General features: G+C 55.8%; 15 protein-coding genes. 9 read left to right on the plus strand and 6 right to left on the minus strand.

The window, feature by feature from the left end; translation table 11 throughout:
- Window positions 1–15: 15 nt before the first annotated feature.
- Window positions 16–3,555 carry a hypothetical protein gene (locus VW41_09910; GenBank protein ID AJZ91917.1) on the minus strand — a complete coding sequence of 1,180 codons (3,540 nt, stop codon included), beginning with the start codon at window positions 3,553–3,555 and terminating at the stop codon, window positions 16–18.
- A 37-nt stretch (window positions 3,556–3,592) separates the two neighbouring features.
- A complete protein-coding gene (locus VW41_09915) occupies window positions 3,593–4,216 on the minus strand; it encodes a transcriptional regulator (protein ID AJZ89328.1) in 624 nt (207 codons plus the stop codon).
- Window positions 4,217–4,473: 257 nt separating this feature from the next.
- On the opposite strand from VW41_09915, the gene VW41_09920 reads away from it, so the two are divergent.
- From VW41_09920 to VW41_09945, 6 genes are all read left to right on the plus strand, one after another.
- Entirely contained in the window at window positions 4,474–5,109 is a 636-nt protein-coding gene (locus tag VW41_09920) for a hypothetical protein (protein AJZ89329.1), read from the plus strand.
- 228 nt (window positions 5,110–5,337) lie between these two features.
- Window positions 5,338–5,862 (plus strand): hypothetical protein, encoded by a 525-nt coding sequence (locus VW41_09925; GenBank protein AJZ89330.1) that lies wholly within the window; start codon window positions 5,338–5,340, stop codon window positions 5,860–5,862.
- A 161-nt stretch (window positions 5,863–6,023) separates the two neighbouring features.
- Complete coding sequence (locus VW41_09930; GenBank protein AJZ89331.1) at window positions 6,024–6,689, plus strand: fimbrial assembly protein; 666 nt, start codon at window positions 6,024–6,026, stop codon at window positions 6,687–6,689.
- 83 nt (window positions 6,690–6,772) lie between these two features.
- Window positions 6,773–9,277: a fimbrial assembly protein gene (locus VW41_09935; GenBank protein ID AJZ89332.1), complete on the plus strand. Its 2,505-nt coding sequence runs from the start codon at window positions 6,773–6,775 to the stop codon at window positions 9,275–9,277.
- A 10-nt stretch (window positions 9,278–9,287) separates the two neighbouring features.
- On the plus strand, window positions 9,288–10,262 hold the full coding sequence (locus VW41_09940; protein ID AJZ89333.1) for a hypothetical protein: 975 nt from the start codon (window positions 9,288–9,290) through the stop codon (window positions 10,260–10,262).
- Window positions 10,263–10,311: 49 nt separating this feature from the next.
- A complete protein-coding gene (locus VW41_09945; protein AJZ89334.1) occupies window positions 10,312–10,500 on the plus strand; it encodes a hypothetical protein in 189 nt (62 codons plus the stop codon).
- On the opposite strand, the gene VW41_09950 is transcribed toward VW41_09945, so the two are convergent.
- Window positions 10,460–11,578 carry an ammonia monooxygenase gene (locus tag VW41_09950; protein ID AJZ89335.1) on the minus strand — a complete coding sequence of 373 codons (1,119 nt, stop codon included), beginning with the start codon at window positions 11,576–11,578 and terminating at the stop codon, window positions 10,460–10,462. The genes VW41_09945 and VW41_09950 overlap by 41 nt on opposite strands.
- A gap of 191 nt (window positions 11,579–11,769) precedes the next feature.
- Here VW41_09950 and VW41_09955 point away from each other — a divergent pair, with 191 nt between their 5' ends.
- Together VW41_09955 and VW41_09960 are read left to right on the plus strand one after the other, a co-directional pair.
- Complete coding sequence (locus tag VW41_09955; protein ID AJZ89336.1) at window positions 11,770–12,402, plus strand: hypothetical protein; 633 nt, start codon at window positions 11,770–11,772, stop codon at window positions 12,400–12,402.
- A 669-nt stretch (window positions 12,403–13,071) separates the two neighbouring features.
- On the plus strand, window positions 13,072–14,031 hold the full coding sequence (locus VW41_09960; protein ID AJZ91918.1) for a hypothetical protein: 960 nt from the start codon (window positions 13,072–13,074) through the stop codon (window positions 14,029–14,031).
- Between the two features lie 41 nt (window positions 14,032–14,072).
- Here the strand turns inward: VW41_09960 and VW41_09965 are convergent, their stop codons facing one another.
- Window positions 14,073–15,197, minus strand: coding sequence for a metal activated pyridoxal enzyme (locus tag VW41_09965; protein AJZ91919.1), 1,125 nt, complete (start codon window positions 15,195–15,197; stop codon window positions 14,073–14,075).
- 108 nt (window positions 15,198–15,305) lie between these two features.
- Here VW41_09965 and VW41_09970 point away from each other — a divergent pair, with 108 nt between their 5' ends.
- The gene (locus tag VW41_09970; protein AJZ89337.1) at window positions 15,306–16,244 is read left to right on the plus strand and encodes a LysR family transcriptional regulator; all 939 of its coding nucleotides are present in this window, start codon (window positions 15,306–15,308) and stop codon (window positions 16,242–16,244) included.
- On the opposite strand, the gene VW41_09975 is transcribed toward VW41_09970, so the two are convergent.
- Window positions 16,213–17,064: a beta-lactamase gene (locus VW41_09975; protein AJZ89338.1), complete on the minus strand. Its 852-nt coding sequence runs from the start codon at window positions 17,062–17,064 to the stop codon at window positions 16,213–16,215. The genes VW41_09970 and VW41_09975 overlap by 32 nt on opposite strands.
- Window positions 17,057–17,626, minus strand: a complete 570-nt coding sequence (locus VW41_09980) for a hypothetical protein (GenBank protein ID AJZ89339.1) — start codon at window positions 17,624–17,626, stop codon at window positions 17,057–17,059. The genes VW41_09975 and VW41_09980 overlap by 8 nt, the downstream gene beginning before the upstream one ends.
- Between the last annotated feature and the right edge of the window lie 84 nt (window positions 17,627–17,710).

Consider the following 17,710-nt stretch of genomic DNA (forward strand, 5'->3'; position numbering starts at 1 on the left):
TTTTTCTGGCGGGCGTTATCCCATGAGGTAGCTCTTAATCGCCAGTGTTAGCTGGGATAATTTATTTTCTAATTCGAGAAGCCGTTCGCCGATCTGTCGGGCATCCTCCTTCTGCAGGCATAGCTTTTCTGCTTCGGCGCACAGTTCGTCAATCTCAGCGGCATAAATGACCTGCGCGGCGCCGCCGAGCCGGTGCAGGCAGCTTGCCAGCGCCGAAAAGTCGCCGGTGGCAAAGAGCCGCCTGGCTTCTTTAAGGTCAGAATCATTTTCTTCGCATATCCTCGACAGCAGTTGCCTCAGCATTTGGTCGTCGTGATGCAGCAGCTCTGCCAGCTCATCAAGGCGAATTTGCTCGTGAAGCGCAGGGAAGGGCTCCGTCTTTTGGACCATCAGCAAGGCGGCTTCCAGCTGGGACAGATGCAGAGGCTTGAACAGGCATTCGTTCATTCCTGCGGCAAGCGCCTGGGCACGAATTTCAGACTGTGCGTTGGCGGTCAGGCCGAAGATAGTGAGAGTCCCACCTGCCTGCCTGATTTTTTGCGTCAGGGTAAAACCATCCATTTCAGGCATCGTGCAGTCGGTAATCAGCAGATCAAAATGCGCTTTTCGCCAGCGAGCCAGCGCCTGCTGGCCGCTTTCCGCCTCCGTAACCTGATGCCCCAGCCGTGCAAGCTGGCGCTGAAGTACCATCCGGTTAACCGGGTGATCGTCGACGATCAGAATCGACAATTTAGGGCTACGCCCCGTTTTCATTAAGTCATTCGGAATGACAGGCAGCCGCGCCTTACGAAGGGGAACGCTGAGTTCAATCAGGATCTGTGTGCCACGGCCAGGGATGCTGTGCATCTGCATTGTGCCCCCCATTTTTTCCAGCAGCTGGCTACCGATCACCAGCCCCAGACCGGTCCCGGTCTGGCGTCTTCCCGCCTCAAGCTGAATAAAGGGTTTAAACAGCTTTTCACGATCGGCCTGGCTAATGCCGGGGCCGCTGTCTTCGACGGCGATATGCAACAGCAGGAAATCTGTAGTACTCCGCTGGCTGTTTATCCGGACATCAATCTGCCCGGCAACGGTAAACTTCACCGCGTTACTGAGATAATTGGCGATAACCTGGCGCAGGCGGCCAGCATCCACCAGAATTTCGGCGTCAGGCTCTATATCACTCTGAAAATACAGGCTCAGCTGCTTCTGTCGCGCCATTTCTTCAAAAACACGAATGACCGGCGGCAACAGCGAATCAAGCGGGAGCCATTCCGGCGCGAGTTCAAGCTGGCCGCTTTCTATTTTGGCCATATCCAGCACATCACCAATTAGCCCCATTAGCGTTTGGGCAGAAGTAAAGGCGACCTGGATTGCATCGTTATCCGGTTGGCGTGCCACTTCAAGCTCCAGCAGGCCGATGATGGCGCCGATAGGCGTGCGGATCTCGTGGCTCATGGTGGCAAGGAAGGTGCTTTTGGCCTGATTCGCCTGCTCCGCGTGTTCTTTTTCTACCGATAATTCATGGAGCAGATGCTTATGTTCGGTGATGTCCTGCCAGCCGCAAATCAGCCCGGCGGTTTTGCCGCGCGAATCGTCGTACGGCGTTGCCCAGTGCGCGATGACCCGTTCTTCTGAACCATTATTCACCACAAACTCACGCGTTTGCCCGTGTGGGGTGGCATCCTCGTGATGCAGCAAAATCTGCGTGAGATCTTCTCTGAGTGAGGCCAGTGGGTGGCGGAGATCGAACAGAGAATAATGTAGGTAATCATCGCCATGCTGGCTAAAGTAAGCCTGGAATGCCTCATTGTGTGTGGTCACCACAAACTGTCGGTTTAACACATAAATAGGGGACGGAGAGCCGTTAAGCAGCGTGTCACGGAAGGTTAACTGAGCCTGCAGTGCCTCCTGGGCAAGCTGGCGGCGTCGGATCTCTTTATTTCGGGTATACACCCAGAACAGCACCAGCAGAATGATGCTGCCGGCACCGGCCAGTACCCAATAAAACTGCTTATCGTAAAGCTGCCAGGTATCTACCTTGATGTCCGGGGCGCTCTGCCATTTGTGGACAATGAGGGAAATCTCCTGGGGGAGCATATCGGCCAGCGCTTTGTTCATGATCCCCAGCAGCTCAGGCTCATCGCGGCGCACGGCAAAACCCAGCTGGGTCGGCGTGTCGCCCAGACGAGTCACAATTTTGAGCTTGTCGCGAAAATACCGTTCAATCATAAAGCCGGCGCCCATTTGATTGTTCAGCGCGCCATCAACCTTACCGGCGTTGACCAGCTCCAGCGCTTCGCCGGCGTTATCTGTGTAAATCCAATGAATGCCGGGCCACGTTTTGGCCAGCTGCGCGGCCAGGGCATTGTCCTTCACTACCGCCAGCGTCAGATTATTGTTCAGAGCCGACGGCGCGTCGGGCGTATTGCGGACTACCAGCACGCCGGGAGTGTAGAGCCAGGGCCGGCTGAAGCTCGCCACGTTTTCACGCAGAGGGCTAAAGATCGCGGCCCCGACCAGATCGCCTCGTTTTGCTCCCAGCGCATCAAACAGTTCCGTGGCTGAATTAACCTTCACAGGTTCAAACCTCAGCCCGGTGCGCAGATGAATCAGCCGCAGAAGGTCGGCGCTAATGCCGTGAAACTCGCCCTGTTCATCCAGCATGGTGAAAGGGGTGAAGAAAGGATTAACCAGCACCTTCACCGTTGGGTTATTGGCTATCCAGCGTTTTTCCCTCTCCGTCAGGTCGAGCGGCTGTTCGAAGCGCCAGATATCCTGGCGCTGTACCCACTGCCGGGATATCACCCGCTTCTGCGCGTCCGGGATGGCAATAAGCACCGTATCAATCGCCTGTTTTAGCTCAGCGGCATCGTCACGCAGCAGAAAACGGCTGCCGGGTGAGGCCTCCGGATAGACATCGGTGATGGTCAGCTCATTACTGTAATTTCGCTCAATCAGAAAACTCGCGGTGGTGAGATTCCCTAAGAAGTAGTCGCAGCGGGCGTGCAGCACGCAGGAAAGGGCATCCTGGCTGGAGGAAAAGCGCACTATTTCTGCACCACTGAACCGACCGGTTATCTCCGGGTCGGTCAGATAACCTTCGGTTACCGCCAGCTTCATCGCCATGCCCGGCGTCACTGCATGAGAGGCGGAGCTTTCACGGGTCACAAGCGCTGACCTGTTGGCCATAAAACTGCGGGTTTCAGTCAGGGGCGCGGATTGAATCTGCTGGCCGCCGCCGTCGTCCATAACGGCATCCACCTCCTTGCGCATCAGCGCGTGCAAAGCGTCTGTGCGGGAGGCATAGCGCAGCACCTGCACGCTGAGTCCCAGATTACTGGCAACCAGCTTGATGTAATCGGCATAAATTCCTTCATATATGCCGGTGTCCGGCACGATATCAAAGGGCGGGTTGTCCGGCGCCCAGGTGGCTACCTTTAATTCGCGTTTTAATCCGAGCCAGCGCCACTGGCTGTCATCGAGGGTAAAACTGAGGAGTGCAGGGCGCTCACGGCTAAAAATTTGCAGAGCCTGAGGAGGTTGCTCAGCAGCCAGGCTGACGCCGGTCAGCAGGGTGCAGAATAAAAAAAGAAACGCTCGAACCATGCTGTTATTCCAGGTTATTACGACGGGCAAACTCAAAGATATCCAGCTGCGACTTACACCCGAGTTTTTCCATTAACCGGCTTTTGTAGGTACTGACCGTTTTGTTGCTGATTTTCATTTTGCTGGCGATTTTAATGTTTTCCAGCCCCTTAATAATGTGCTGAAACACCTGGAATTCCTGCGGCGATAACGTGCCCATCCGTTCCTGGTCATCCATGGTCTGCTGGGTCTGTGGCGCTTCAAAACGCTTTAGCGGAAAATAGCCATAGCCATTCTGTGCCACCTGAATGGCGGTGATGATTTCCGGCAGATTGTTTTTTTTACTGATAAATCCGTCGGCACCGCTTTGGGCGCTGCGGGGGGAATAAAATTCAGGGTTTTTCCCGGAGATAACGATGATTATCCCCGGGAAACTGTTGCCGCGCAGCGCTTTAACCACGTCAATACCGCTGAGGGAGCCAATATCAATATCAATAACTAAAATATCCGGATGATATTGCTCTACCAGCGCGATGGCCTCAACGCCGTCACCGCCTTCCGCGACCACGCTGTGACCTTCTTTTTCAACTAAAAAGCGAATAGCCATACGTGCAATGGGGTGATCGTCAACAATAATGACTTTTGCCATATAAATACCTGAAGAGAAGCTGTGCTTCTTTTCATACTAGCCGCGTTTTTATTTTCTGAATACTCCTTTTTATAGCAGGTAATTTAAAAACAGCGTGTAGTCCATGCCCTACAGGCGGGTGATGACTTGTCTTATTTTCACTGCGCACTATCGATATTATATTTCTATCACAACGCCACCGGAAAAAACCTAAGAGGCGGTATCGTAATAAATACATGGATGAAATATTGTAGAGTGCAATATTACGTGGAGTAACAATGTACAGTGAATTTAATGTTGATTTCCCGGCAAAACGACAGCCTGTAAAAAATATTGTTGTCGTCGCAAATTGCACCTTCACAATCCTGGGTATTAAGGCGCTGTGTGAAAATAAGAGCCACTGGCGGGTCACCAACATCATGGCTAATCAGGCGGGTTTGAATGAGATAGTCGCCAGGCCGCATGTCGATCTGCTGATTATTGAGTCTGATAGTCTCTCGGCGGAAACTTCTGCGCTCTTTATGAAGACGCATCAGTATTCGAATAAAACGATTTTGCTGACCAATCGCTATACCGGCGGCCAGCAAAAGCTGAGCTTTCAGCCTGGGAGCATCACCGTTGTCGATAAGTCTCGTCCGCTGGCGGTGCTGCAAAAGCTGATGCAGAAGACGATCAACGCCGTTCACGACGGCCCGATGTTTTTACCCGTTGAGGTTCAGCACCGGGCGCGAAAAATTGAGCGAGATGTTGTTTGCGCCTTGCTTAATGGGGAAAACCCCCATGCCGTTGCCGCGTCGATGGGAATTACTTATGCGGCGGTCAGTCGCTATAAAATGATTGCCCTGCGACGTGCGGGTGCAAACAGCCTGAATGAAGTCATCGCCGGTAATTATCAGGCGTTATTTGTTGACTAATAGCGTTGTCCAGTAAAAAGCATCTAACCACAAAGGTGAGAATAGTTAAGGATTGGTTTTTATTTTTCCTTGCCTGACACCAGGGAAAAACAAAGGCTGATTTATTCAGCGCAATGGTGTTATCCCAATAATAAAGCAGTAAATAAGTGAAAGTATTTCCGGCGGTAATTTAATTTTCCTGCTGCCGGTAATCTTTCTTCATACTCCGTTAAAAGTGAGACAAATGTGATGAACAAAAATATTATCGCTCTGGCAATTCTGGCGGGTTCCGCCGTTGGCTCCGTTGCTCAGGCTGCTGACGGCACCATCAATTTCACCGGTACCATCACCGACACCGCCTGTACGGTTTCGACCGCAACCAAGAACCAGACAGTTCCGCTGGGCACGGTCAGCCGGACCGCTTTTGCAGCAGCAGGTGATACAGCCGCCCCAACCAAATTCAGCATTGTGCTGCAAAACTGCCCGACGACCGTCAGCAACGCGAATATCCGCTTTGATGGTCCGATTGATTCAGCTAACAGCAACCTGCTGGCGCTGACCGCTGGCACCGGGATTGCTACGGGCGTAGGCGTGGGGATCTATGAGCAAGACGCGCATACGCTTATTCCAATTGCTACTCCATCGGCGACTAAAGCGCTGTCCAGCACTGTGGATACGCAGTTCGACTTTATCGCCAAATACGTTTCCACCTCGGCAACAGTCACCCAGGGCCCGGCTAACGCTGCGACCAACTTCACTATTAGCTATCAGTAAAATCACGCTTTTATCGATAGCAATATCGCTGTTGTAGACAGTGAATGTATCCGGACAGGACGTTTCTGATGGCGGCAAGGATGCCGCGCTTTTGAGTTGGGGTGCATGTTATCGAGCGGCAGCAACAGGAGAAGACCGTGCCTGCACAATTGAAATCATTAATGGCCGCTATCGCGCTGATGGCCATCACATTGCCCGCCACCGCTGGCGTTATCATCGGCGGGACACGCGTAGTGTATGACGGTGCGCGCAAAGAAGCCTCCATCTCGGTAAAAAATCCGGAAAAAGTCGCGCCTTACCTGATGCAAAGCTGGGTTGAAAACAACAGTGAGTCAGACAGCAGCAAGCCACCGTTTATCGTCACGCCGCCGCTGTTCCGTCTTGATGCAGGCAAAGAGAACGTGCTGCGTATCGTGCGCACCGGCGGGAACCTGCCCACCGACCGCGAATCTATTTTTTGGCTGAACATTAAATCTATCCCGGCCAGCAACAAAACCGATGAAAATCAGCTGCTGATTTCGGTCAAAGCGCGCCTGAAGCTGATTTACCGCCCGGAAGGGTTGAAAGGCGATGCGAATGAAGCGTGGAAAACCCTGAACTTCTCGCGCCAGGGCGACAAACTGCGGGTGAACAACCCGACGCCTTATTACGTCTCTTTTCAGACGATTAAAGTGGGCGCTCAGGAAGTGGATATCAAAGATTCTGCGACGCTGGCCCCAATGGGCACCCTGAGCTGGACGCTACCGGCAGGCGCTACCGGCAAAATTAGCTGGAAAGCCATTAACGATTACGGTGGCATCACCGAAGAAGCCAGCACGCCACAATAAAGGGCCTGCGCCCGCCGTTCTGTCCTCGTTTACCTGTTGCCATCACCTGAGCTGCCGCGTGCAGCTTTCGGGAGGGAATGTTTATGCCTTTTACTCACCATCGTCGCCTTCGTTTTGCTCCGTCGTTGCTGGCCCTGAGCGTGATTTCTTTGCCGCCAGCCGCGTTCGCCGATGACTATTTTGACCCCCGGGCGCTGGAACTGAACAAAGATGAGGCCGACATCGATACCGCGCGTTTCTCAAAAAGCGGCGGTCAACTGCCGGGAAATTACCTGGTCGATATCTTTGTTAATGGCAATAAAATTGACTCCCGGGAGGTTGCCTTCGTTGAGCGCGACGGTAAGTTGCGGCCAGAGTTTACGCCGGCTCAGCTGGGTGACATGGGGGTAAAAGTTGCCGCATTTCCCGGTCTGCAGCAACAGCCGTCAGACAAACCAATCAGCAACATTGGCCAATATATTCCGGGTGTCGACAGCGAGTTTGATTTTGGCATTCAGCGACTGGATCTCAATATTCCGCAGGCCGCGTTGACCAGTGAAGCCCGTGGCTACGTGGATCCGATGCTTTGGGATCAGGGCCTACCCGCGCTGATGATGAATTACAGTTTTAGCGGGGCGAATACCAGCCAGAGACAGCACGGTGGCAACGACGATTCTCGCTATCTTAACCTGCGCAGCGGGGCCAATCTCGGCGCCTGGCGGGTGCGTAACTATTCGACATGGAACGACGGCAACGGCCAGCGTAAATGGCAGAACGTTAACAGCTATCTGCAGCGTGATATTCATGCCCTGAAAGGGCAGTTTACCGTCGGGGACAGCGCCACGCCGGGGGACGTGTTCGACAGCCTGCAGTACCGCGGCGTGCAGCTGGCATCGGACGATAATATGTACCCGGACAGCCTGAGGGGCTTTGCGCCCGTCGTGCGCGGTATCGCCCGCAGTAATGCCCAGGTCACCGTTCGCCAGAGCGGGTACATCATTTATCAGACCTATGTGCCTGCCGGGGCGTTTGCTATCAGCGATTTGTACCCCACCTCGGCCAGCGGCGATCTTGAGGTCACCATTACCGAGGCTGACGGCACCGAGCGGCGCTTTGTTCAGCCGTTTTCAGCCGTGCCGGTGATGTTACGTGAGGGGCGGCTAAAGTACTCCGCCACGGCGGGGGAATACCGCACGTTAACGCCGGGAGCAAAAACGCCCGGTTTTATGCAGAGCACGCTGATCTACGGCCTGCCGTATGATTACACCGTGTATGGCGGCAGCCTGTTTGCCGGGGACTACAGCTCGCTGGCCGTGGGCGTGGGGCATGGGTTCGGCGATTTTGGCTCCGTGTCGGCGGATATGACCCAGGCCAAAACCACCCTGTGGGATGGCAGCCATAACAGCGGGCAGTCGTTTCGCTTTCAGTACGGCAAAGACGTGGAAAGCACCAACACCACTTTTACCCTCGCGGGCTACCGCTACTCCACCAGTGGGTTCTATGACTTTCGCGAAGCAAACGAATTGTACACGGATGAAAACAGCAGCTGGCGACGCAGCTACAACAAACGTAGCCGTATGCAGCTCAACATTAACCAGTCGCTCAAAGCCTACGGCAGCGTGTATCTGACCGCGTATCAGCAGGATTATTGGGGCTATAAAGGCTATGAGCGTAACTTCAGCGCGGGCTATAACTTCACCCACAGCGATATTTCCTACTCCCTGAGCTACACCCTGATCCGGCTGCCGGGCGATAACCTCAACGACCAGCAGTTTGCTTTCTCGATGCAGGTGCCATTAAGCAAATGGCTGCCTGGCAGTTGGGCTGGCTATGGCATCAACTCGAGCCGGAAAGGCAGCACGCGGCAGGAAGTTTCGTTGAGCGGTACCGCGCTGGAGGGCAACAACCTGGGCTACAACCTCCAACAGAGCTATGAAAATCGGGGCGGGGGTAACAGCGGCACCCTCAGCGCAGACTATCGCGGCACCTACGGCGAGGTTCGCGGGGGCTACAACTATACCCCGGACACCCGCCAGGTCACCTACGGTCTTGAGGGAGGCGTTGTGGCGCATCCCTTCGGCATTACCCTTTCACAGCCGCTGGGCGACAGCATGGCGCTGGTGCGTGCCCCGGGCGCAGGCCACGTCGGCGTCATGAACCAGACCGGGGTGAAAACCGACTGGCGTGGCTATGCCGTGGTGCCATACGTCAGCAGCTATCGCCAGAACCGCATTGCGCTTGATACCGAAACGCTCTCCGACCAGGTGGATATCGACGACACCGTGCTGAACGTGGTGCCAACCAAAGGTGCGCTGGTGCTGGCAGATTTCAAAACCCAAAGCGGTAGCAGGGTACTGATGAACCTGAGCTACCGGGGCAAGGCCGTCCCGTTTGGGGCAACCGCCACCCTGGTTCAGCCTGCGGGTGAAAATGAAAACAGCAGCATCGTCGGCCCGGACGGCCAGCTGTACATCAGCGGCATGCCGGACAGCGGCAGAATACGGGTTCAGTGGGGCAGCGACGGTAATCAAAAATGCAGCGCCGCCTTTACATTGCCGGAAGCTAACAGCTATTCCCCGGTGCGTGAATTGACCGCCCTTTGTCAGTAAGGAATCAAATATGAATAACACTATGACGTTATGGGCGGGCAGCCTGCTGTGCGCCGGGGCGTTGTTTTCCAGCCCAGCGAAAGCTGTCTGCTCATTTGCTACAGGGACCAGTGAGCAGCGAACCTCATTTAACATGGGGACAATTACCGTCCAACGCGATCTACCGGTGGGCACCGTTTTGGCCGAACGTTCTTCAACGCGAGGTGCAGACAGTCAGACTGCGAACTGTACCGCGGGTACCTGGCGATATGATTTTAATGAATTCAAATTTCCCACGCTGAGCGCTTACGGGAACGATGTCTACGATACCAATATAGAGGGCGTAGGAATTCGGCTTTACAGCAGCAGCGCAGAGGGAGGACTGAGAAGGCCCTTACCCTTCTGGGCAACATTCACCAACCCTCCTTCAACGGGCATCTGGATTGGGAGTATCAAAACTGTTCAGCTAGTGAAGACCTCTCCCAACTCTGTGGGAGCCGGTGCGGTAACGACGGGAACCATCGCGCGCGGGTATTTGACGCCGGGTAACCGCTTCTATTTTTTCACCATGTCGTTAACCGGCGGCACTATCGTCCGTGCCGCCTGTACCGTCACCAATACCTCGATTTCGGTGCCATTAGGGCAAAAGATGACAGCGGAGTTTACCGGCGTGGGCAGCACAACCAAAAACGAAGCATTTAACATCCCGCTTAACTGCAGCGCAAACACCAGGGTTAAAGTGACGCTGGATGGCACGGCGCATTCGTCGGGTGCGGCTGGCGTGCTGGCACTATCTCCGTCCTCGGGCGGAACCGTGGCGACCGGCGTTGGCGTGCAGGTGCTGTACAACAATAACCCGGTGAGCTTCGGCACCCTGATCAACATCGGGACTGCAGGCAGCGGGGCTTACAACATTCCGCTGGTGGGCCGCTACTACCAGACCAACGCGCAAGTCACCGGCGGGCAGGCCAACGCGACCGCCACTTTTACCATGACCTATAACTAGCCGCATACCGGCGAGCGCGGTGGGTGCTTGCCGGCATGATCTTATCGCCATGATTGTTCGAGTCTGTTTCTTTCTCTTTTTAGTTTTTGCGGGGGTCAGCGCGGCTATCCTGTTTATCCCGATTTTTACGGATAACACCGAGCCGTTAACCTTGATGTATTTCGGTTATCTGTTTTTTTGCCTTGCGCTGGTGATGTTTACTCTGCTCTTGCTGAGCCTGCTGTTGTTTGCCTATTAGCCTGCCGCTTCATGATATTGCCGATGATCGGGCCGAAGGCGACCAGAATGAGGAACCGGGTCATCTGCATCGACATCACAAAGGCGATGTCGATGTGCTTGCTGGAGGCGGCAATGATCGCCACGGAATCCGCGCCGCCTGGGCTCATGGCTAAATAAGCGGTGAGCGGATCGATATCGGCCACGACTACCAGGCAGGCCGCCATTACCCCGCAAAGGGCAATCAAAATCACAATACTGACCGCGATGCGGGGCAGCACCTGGGCGGCATGTTTTAACAGCGGACGGGTGAATTTCAGCCCAATACGCCAGCCGACAATGGTGTACGCCAGCACCAGCACCCACTGCGGCAGCGCTATCTCTATCCAGTTATTCTGCGAGAGCACCACGCCGGCCACCAGGGTGATGAGCAGCGCCCCGGCAGGCAGGCGCAGCAGTCTGGCCGCGATGCAGCCGAAGGCGATAAGCCCGAAGGTTTCTGCCATCGCAACGTAAGAGCCGTGTGCAAAAAGATCTATCGCCGCCGATGTGGCAGGGACGTGCTCGCCGGAGACTTTCATCAGCACGGAAGCGACGCTTGCCACCATGATAACGCGCAGATATTGCATGGCGGCGACAAGCTGTGTGTCCGCGCCGTTGGCTTCGGCCATCAGCGTCATGGCCGTTGCGGCCCCGGGGCTTAATCCCCAGAGCGCGGTGGTGCCGGGCAGGATGCGCATGCGGGTCAGTATCCAGCCGAGCAGCATACAGATAAAAATCACCGAAAAGACGCAGACAATAAACAGCAGCCAGTGAGAGCTGAAGGTGTCGGCGAGGCTGCGGGGCATTTTGCTGGCAATCATGCAGCCGATGATGCCCTGGGCGATGAGAAACAGCGTGCCGTTGGGCTGAACTTTTGCGCCGTTGAGGGAGACGACAATCCCGGCGGCCATTGGCCCCAGCAGCAGGGCGGCCGGGATATTCAGCCAGGTGAGCAGCCCGCCGAAAAGCGCGGTGGCAATAATCAGCATGCTCCACTGCATACGCTGGGGGGACAGCAGGCGGTAACCGTTGGGTTTAGCAGGATCTTGTTTCTTCATCGTTGTATAGCCGCCCGCAGCGCGGAAGAATATTCGGTTTAAGCTGGCTCGCGCAGGCGTCGTGGCTTAAACTCAGGGAGAGTTAAGTTATGCGAGGATTCCCTCGCATAAATCAGATTCTAGAGGATGCCCTCGCATATCTCAATGGGCGTTATGCGAATAAATGTTAGCGGATTGATACGAAATATTTTATGACAAAACCAGCGCCCTTAGCGGCAAACCAGCCTAAACGCCTGCGCGGGCATCTTCGCGTGGCGGCGATAACCGAGGCAGCCACCCGACTCTTCGCCGAGAAGGGCTTTGATGCCGTGACCATGACCGAAATCGCCGCCAGTTCCGGCACGGCCATCGGCTCGCTGTACCGGTTTTTCCCGAATAAAGAGTCGCTGGCCGACGCGCTGCTGCTGGAGTATACCCGGGAAGTGATCGACCGGCTGGAAGTGCTGGAGGCAAGCGTGGCCGGGGTGGACATCCCCACGGCGGCGAACTTGTTCACTCGTTTCGTGCTTTCGCTGCAGTCCCAGCGAACCTTTGCCCTGAGGCTGGTGGAAGAGCGCGGTGAGCATGAGGCGGCCCGGCTCCAGTTCAGGGATGCCATGCGCGGCGGGTTCTCCACCGCACTTCAGGTTGTGATCCCGGGTTTATCCGCCGAACGTGCCGGCCTGATGACGATTGTTATTCTGCAAATGCTCAAAGGGGCAGCGGCGGCCAATCTGCAGAATGATGCAGAGCGCAAAGCGGTGCTCGCCGAAGCGCAGGCGCTGCTGGAGCTGTACCTTTCAACGGAAAAGGTGAGGCTTAATTCACCTGAGACCGGCGTATAACATAATGGATTTTAACCAGCCGGGGGCTCACCGGGGAGCCACAAACAAAGACTTACATTCGGGACAAAGCATGGCCTGTTTCAGACGAATTTTCGAGCGGAGTTGTGTGGATTTAAAGCCGCATACAGGGCAGGTAACCGTGGTGGTTGACGACCCCCCGGCGAGGAGCTTCATTGCGTAATCGATAAAAGACATGATGATTAACCTTTCAATGAATGAGTTCTATCGTACCACGAGTGGTTAAAAAACGCGCAGGCTATCGTGCTCTTGCTGTCCCTCCTGTTAAAGCGCCCTGCCGGCGATGCGAGGCTGAGCTTTGTCCCAAAGCATAAGCAAACGCTATTATCCACCGCGAGCGACGTGATATAGCTTGTCGCAGCGCCGACCGACACGTTCGTAACCATCTCTTTTAAATCTATTTTTAGCCTGCGGTCGCGGCGCTTTTTGGCCAGGATTGTTCCCACGCAAGGATAAGCAGAACCACGGTTTCTTTAGCGCTTACCAGCCTCAAAGAGCCATTTCACCCACGCTTTCCGCATTCTTTCAGGCTAATTCTCTATGAGCGACACACGCGTAAACTTCCCTGTGGCAAACGGCCAGAGTGTCGGGCAACCGTTTATCGATCCGATGCATTCCACGCCGCGTAATAAGCTTCTTGCGCTGTTAGGCATGCAGTCTCTGTTGGTGCACTCCCTTACCGCTGCGGCGCGCCTGAAGCTGGCGGATATTATCGGCGAGCAAACGCTGAGCCTGACCGGCCTGGCGGCGCAAGCCCGTTGCCGCCCCGAGGCGCTCAGGCGGTTGCTGCGGGCGTTAGCCAGCTGTGGGATTTTTTTCGAAAGCGAAGAGGGCTACCGCAACACGCCGCTAAGCGCGATGCTGGTGACGGACAGACCCGACTCTCTGCACGGCTGGGCCTGCTTTATGGGATCGGAGCAGGTTAATCGCTGCTTTGAACAGCTTGACGTAGCCCTGGCGGAAGACGGCCCGGTATTTGATAAGATCTACGGGCAATCATTTTTCGACTATCTGGGTCAGCAACCTGAGGCCAGAAACGTGTTTGCCAGCGCCATGACCTCATATTCGGCCTCGGGCATCGAGGATGCGCTGGCGGCGTTTGATTTCAGCCAGGCCGGTAAACTGTTTGATATTGGCAGCGGGCTGGGGGCATTTCTGTCGGGCATCCTGGACGCAAACCCGCAGCTTGAGGGGACGATTTTCGATCTACCTGAGGTGATTGCCGAAGTGGAAAAGCAGGCCGACAGGCTAAACCCACGTTTGTCGTGGCAAGGCGGCAATTTCTTTAGTCATATTCCTGCCGGAGCGGATACCTACATCCTGCGGCACGTTTTGCACGATTGGTCAGATGAACAGGCGAGGCTGATCCTGCGCCAGTGCCGTCAGGCGATGCGCGCCGACGGGCAACTGCTGATCTTTGAGCATCTGCTGACCGGCCATAACCAGCCGGATTATGCAAAGTTTCTTGATTTGGTGATGCTGACCTTCCTGAGCGGGCGGGAACGCAGCGAGGGAGAGTACCAGTTGCTCCTTGAGCAGGCTGATTTACGCATCGACCGGGTGATAAAAACGCCGGGGTTCCACACCCTGCTGGTGGTTAAACCGCGTTAGTCGTGCAGGCAGGCCCGCAATGTTGCCGGCCTGCCGTCACCTTACCAGCCGAGGATCCGCTGCCAGACTTCGTGCCCCTGGCCATCTTCGCTCAGAACCTGATACTGCTGATGCATGGCGGCGGTGGCGCAGGCGTGGTTGGGCAGGATACGCACCCGGCTACCGACCGGGAAATCATCGACGGCCAGGACTGAACTGTCCGGCAGGGCAATGATGCCGTGCTCCTGGTTGGTGGTGGTGACCAGCAGGTTTTCGTAAGGGGAGCCCTCCAGGCTGCACACCTGGCCGTAGCCGTAGTCCTGGCTTTGGGCCGCCGTGCCCCTGTCGCGGGACAGCGCCATCCACCCGGCATCGATAAATACCCAGCCTTTCTCCCTGTTGTGGCCGATAACCGTGGCGACGACGCTGATCGCAATATCCTCCAGGCGGCAGACGCCGACGTTTTTCATCACCAGGTCGAAGGTGGTAAACACCCCGGCTCTGACTTCATGGATGCCGGCGAGATCGTCCGCAAAGTGCGCCGTGGGCGTGGCGCCCACGCTTAACACCGGGCAGGCGTAACCCTGTGCACGTAAGTGTTCACCGGCAGTTTTGATCGCGGCGCACTCGGCTCTGGCGGCGGCCAAAATAGCGTCCTCCGTGCGGCAGTTGTACGATTCTCCGGCGTGAGCCAGCAGGCCGGTCAGCGTCGAGCCGCTTGCCTCAATGATGCGGGCCAGCGTCAACAGTGCCTCGCTGTGCGGCGGCAACCCGCCCCGGTGGCCGTCGCAATCCACTTCGATAAATACCGAAAACGCGACGCCATGCGCCTGGCCGTATTCAGCCACGGCGGTAGACTGCGGCTCACTGTCGAGCAGGATATGCAGGTTCACGCCTTTAGCCATCAGCGCCGCCGCGCGGGGAAGTTTGTGGGGGGCGATGCCCACGGCGTAAAGCAGATTTGTGTAGCCCGCGGCGGCAAAGGCTTCCGCCTCGGCGAGCGTGGAAACCGTGGCCGGGGAATCGCTTTGCTTAAGCAGGAAACGTGCGGCCTCAATGGAGCGCAGCGTTTTCAGGTGCGGCCGGACCTCGCTTCCCAGGGCGTCAACGCGGGAATAAAGCCGCTCAATGTTGCCCAGGTATTTGCTTTTCTCGATCAGTAAAAAAGGGGTATCAAGGGTGGTCATCCAGTCAGCGGGCATGGCGGGTCTCCTGTGGTGTGAGACTGCATCTTGTCATTCGGCTGATTAGGTATAAATTAATATAAAAGCAATGAATGATTAGGTTTTAACTTAATGATAAGCAGCGACGATCTGGCTTTCTTCCGCACTATCGCCACCCACAGCACGCTGGCCGCCGCCGCAAGGGCGCTGAACGTCACGCCGCCCTCCGTCACGCAGCGGCTCCGCGGACTGGAGCAAAGACTGGGCGTCGAGCTTATTTTGCGGCCCTCGCGGCAGGTTTCACTCACCGATGAAGGTTCGCTGTTGCTGAGCCGGGCGGAGAAGATCCTCACCGAACTGGCCGGGCTGCAATCTGCCCTGGACGACCGGCGGCAGCAGGTGAGAGGCAAGCTGCGGGTGCTGGCCCCGCTGGGGTTTGGCAACGACTATATTGCGCCGCTGTTGGGGGAATACGCCGCGCAGCATGAAAGCCTTGAAGTGGAACTGACGCTCTCCGATGACCCGCACTGGGCCACGCTGCACAAATGGGATCTGGTGATTTTTATCGGCGAGCTGCGCGACTCCAGCATGCACTGCATTAAGCTTGCGCCTAACCAACGCTTTATCTGCGCTTCCCCGGAATACCTGAGCCGAAAAGGCACGCCGCTGATGCCGGAACAGCTGGTGGAGCACGACTGTATTGCGCTGCGGGAAAACAGCGAAGACGTGACGCTGTGGCGTTTTTCCGGCCCACAAGGGGACTGCCCGCAGCGGATCTCGCCCAGGCTGTCCAGCAATGAAGGGCGGGTAGTAAAAGAGTGGGCGCTGGCGGGCAGGGGGATAATCATGCGATCCGAATGGGATGTGCTGCCGCAAATTCACAGCGGTGAATTGGTGAGGCTCCTGCCGTGCTACACGCTGCCGGATGCCGACATCGTGGCGCTGAGCGGTGCCTCACAGGCGGAAAGAAGCCCCAGGGCGCAAAAATTTATCGAGCTTCTTAAGGCCCGACTGGCAGGGAGGCCCTGGGGTAGCGTGCTCATCCTGGGGCGGCCAGGGCATAGGAAATAGGGCCCCCATCATCAACCCTGCCAACGGTAGCAAACCCTGTCCGATCCAGGTGCATGCCTGCGATAAGCAGTTTTTCCCTTGCAGCTTGTTTCAGCACATTTTTCCGCGTTAGTTCGGCTTGCACCGGATCAACGTCAAAGAGAATGGCGGCGCTGGGCTGCGCCGATTGGATGTGGGGGTAATGAACGATGTCCCCCCATATGAGCAAGCTTTTATCGTCCGCATCGATGCGAAAGCCGGTATGGCCGGGCGTGTGGCCCGGTAGCCAAACCGGGAGAATGCCCGCCGTGATTTCACGCTGGCTAAAAAAGCGCAGGTTCGGTGCATAGGCCTCTAATGTTTGACGGGCCAGCCTGAAGTTAAGTTTCCCCCGCTCGTTAGCGCCTCTTTGTTTTTCATCATCCCGCCAGTATTCTGCTTCAAGAGGGTGCAGATAAAGTTTCGCCTGCCGATAGACAGGGTTTCCTTCAGCATCCAGCAGGCCACCAATGTGGTCGGGATGGCAGTGGGTCAACAACACCGCATCCACATCATCAGGACAGACACCCAGAGCAGCAAGGTTGGCTCTCAGCTGTCCGCCCACATTATTCCGCCCCCCCGTACCCGTATCCACCAGAAGGGTCAGATCCTGCCCGCGAATCAGGTAACCGTTAATGTGAATATTGCCGGGCTCAGCAAGGCCAGCACTCTGCTGGATGGCTTCGGCTTCAGCGAGGTCGATACCAGAGAGTAAATCCAGGCTCGCTGGCATAACCCCATCACTTAGGGCGGTAACCAGAAAATCGCCAATCTGGCAGGATGGAAAAGACGAATTATTCATAAAGACCTCTGGGAGCGTTCAAAAGACAGGCCCGGTTCTCATGCCTGGCTGCGCTGCACTGCGGTGTAAGGGCTTCGTAGAGACAGACTCCAGACTCTGCCGCGAGTAAGGGGGCATTTTCACGCGGGATAACGTATGCAAAACGCCGCGCCGGGTATTTATCGAGTCCGGCAGCCTTCAGTTCAAGAACGTGGCGTTCAGGCAATGCCTGAATCAATTTTACAGGTCGGGGGGTAATCGCCAGTATTTCATCCGGAGATACGGCGGGCGTTGTACCTGCATATTCATATAAGTTTCGATGCCAGTCGGTGATGTTTGCCTGGCCATGAGAGAAATGCCCGCCGCCTTTGTGCCGATAATCATCCCCGACAAGAACTTCTGCATCCTTAACGGTATGTATAGCGAGGTAAACAGGGCAGCCAGCGCTAAGTGCCCGGAATCGCTGGGAGGAACTGAATCCGGCGACGGAGAGCAACGCCGGCAATTTTTCCAGGCTGTAAAAATCATTCCAGGCTTGCTCACTTTCAGGGTCGTTATACGAGCATTCCACGATATATAACATCGACTAACCTCCGCAGGCGTAAATCAGTAAATCCACTTAATGATTTTTTGTCATGCTACAGGCTGTATTTCCGCTAATGAATCG

Origin of the sequence: Klebsiella michiganensis (genome assembly GCA_000963575.1) — a bacterium.
Taxonomy (GTDB): domain Bacteria; phylum Pseudomonadota; class Gammaproteobacteria; order Enterobacterales; family Enterobacteriaceae; genus Cedecea; species Cedecea michiganensis_A.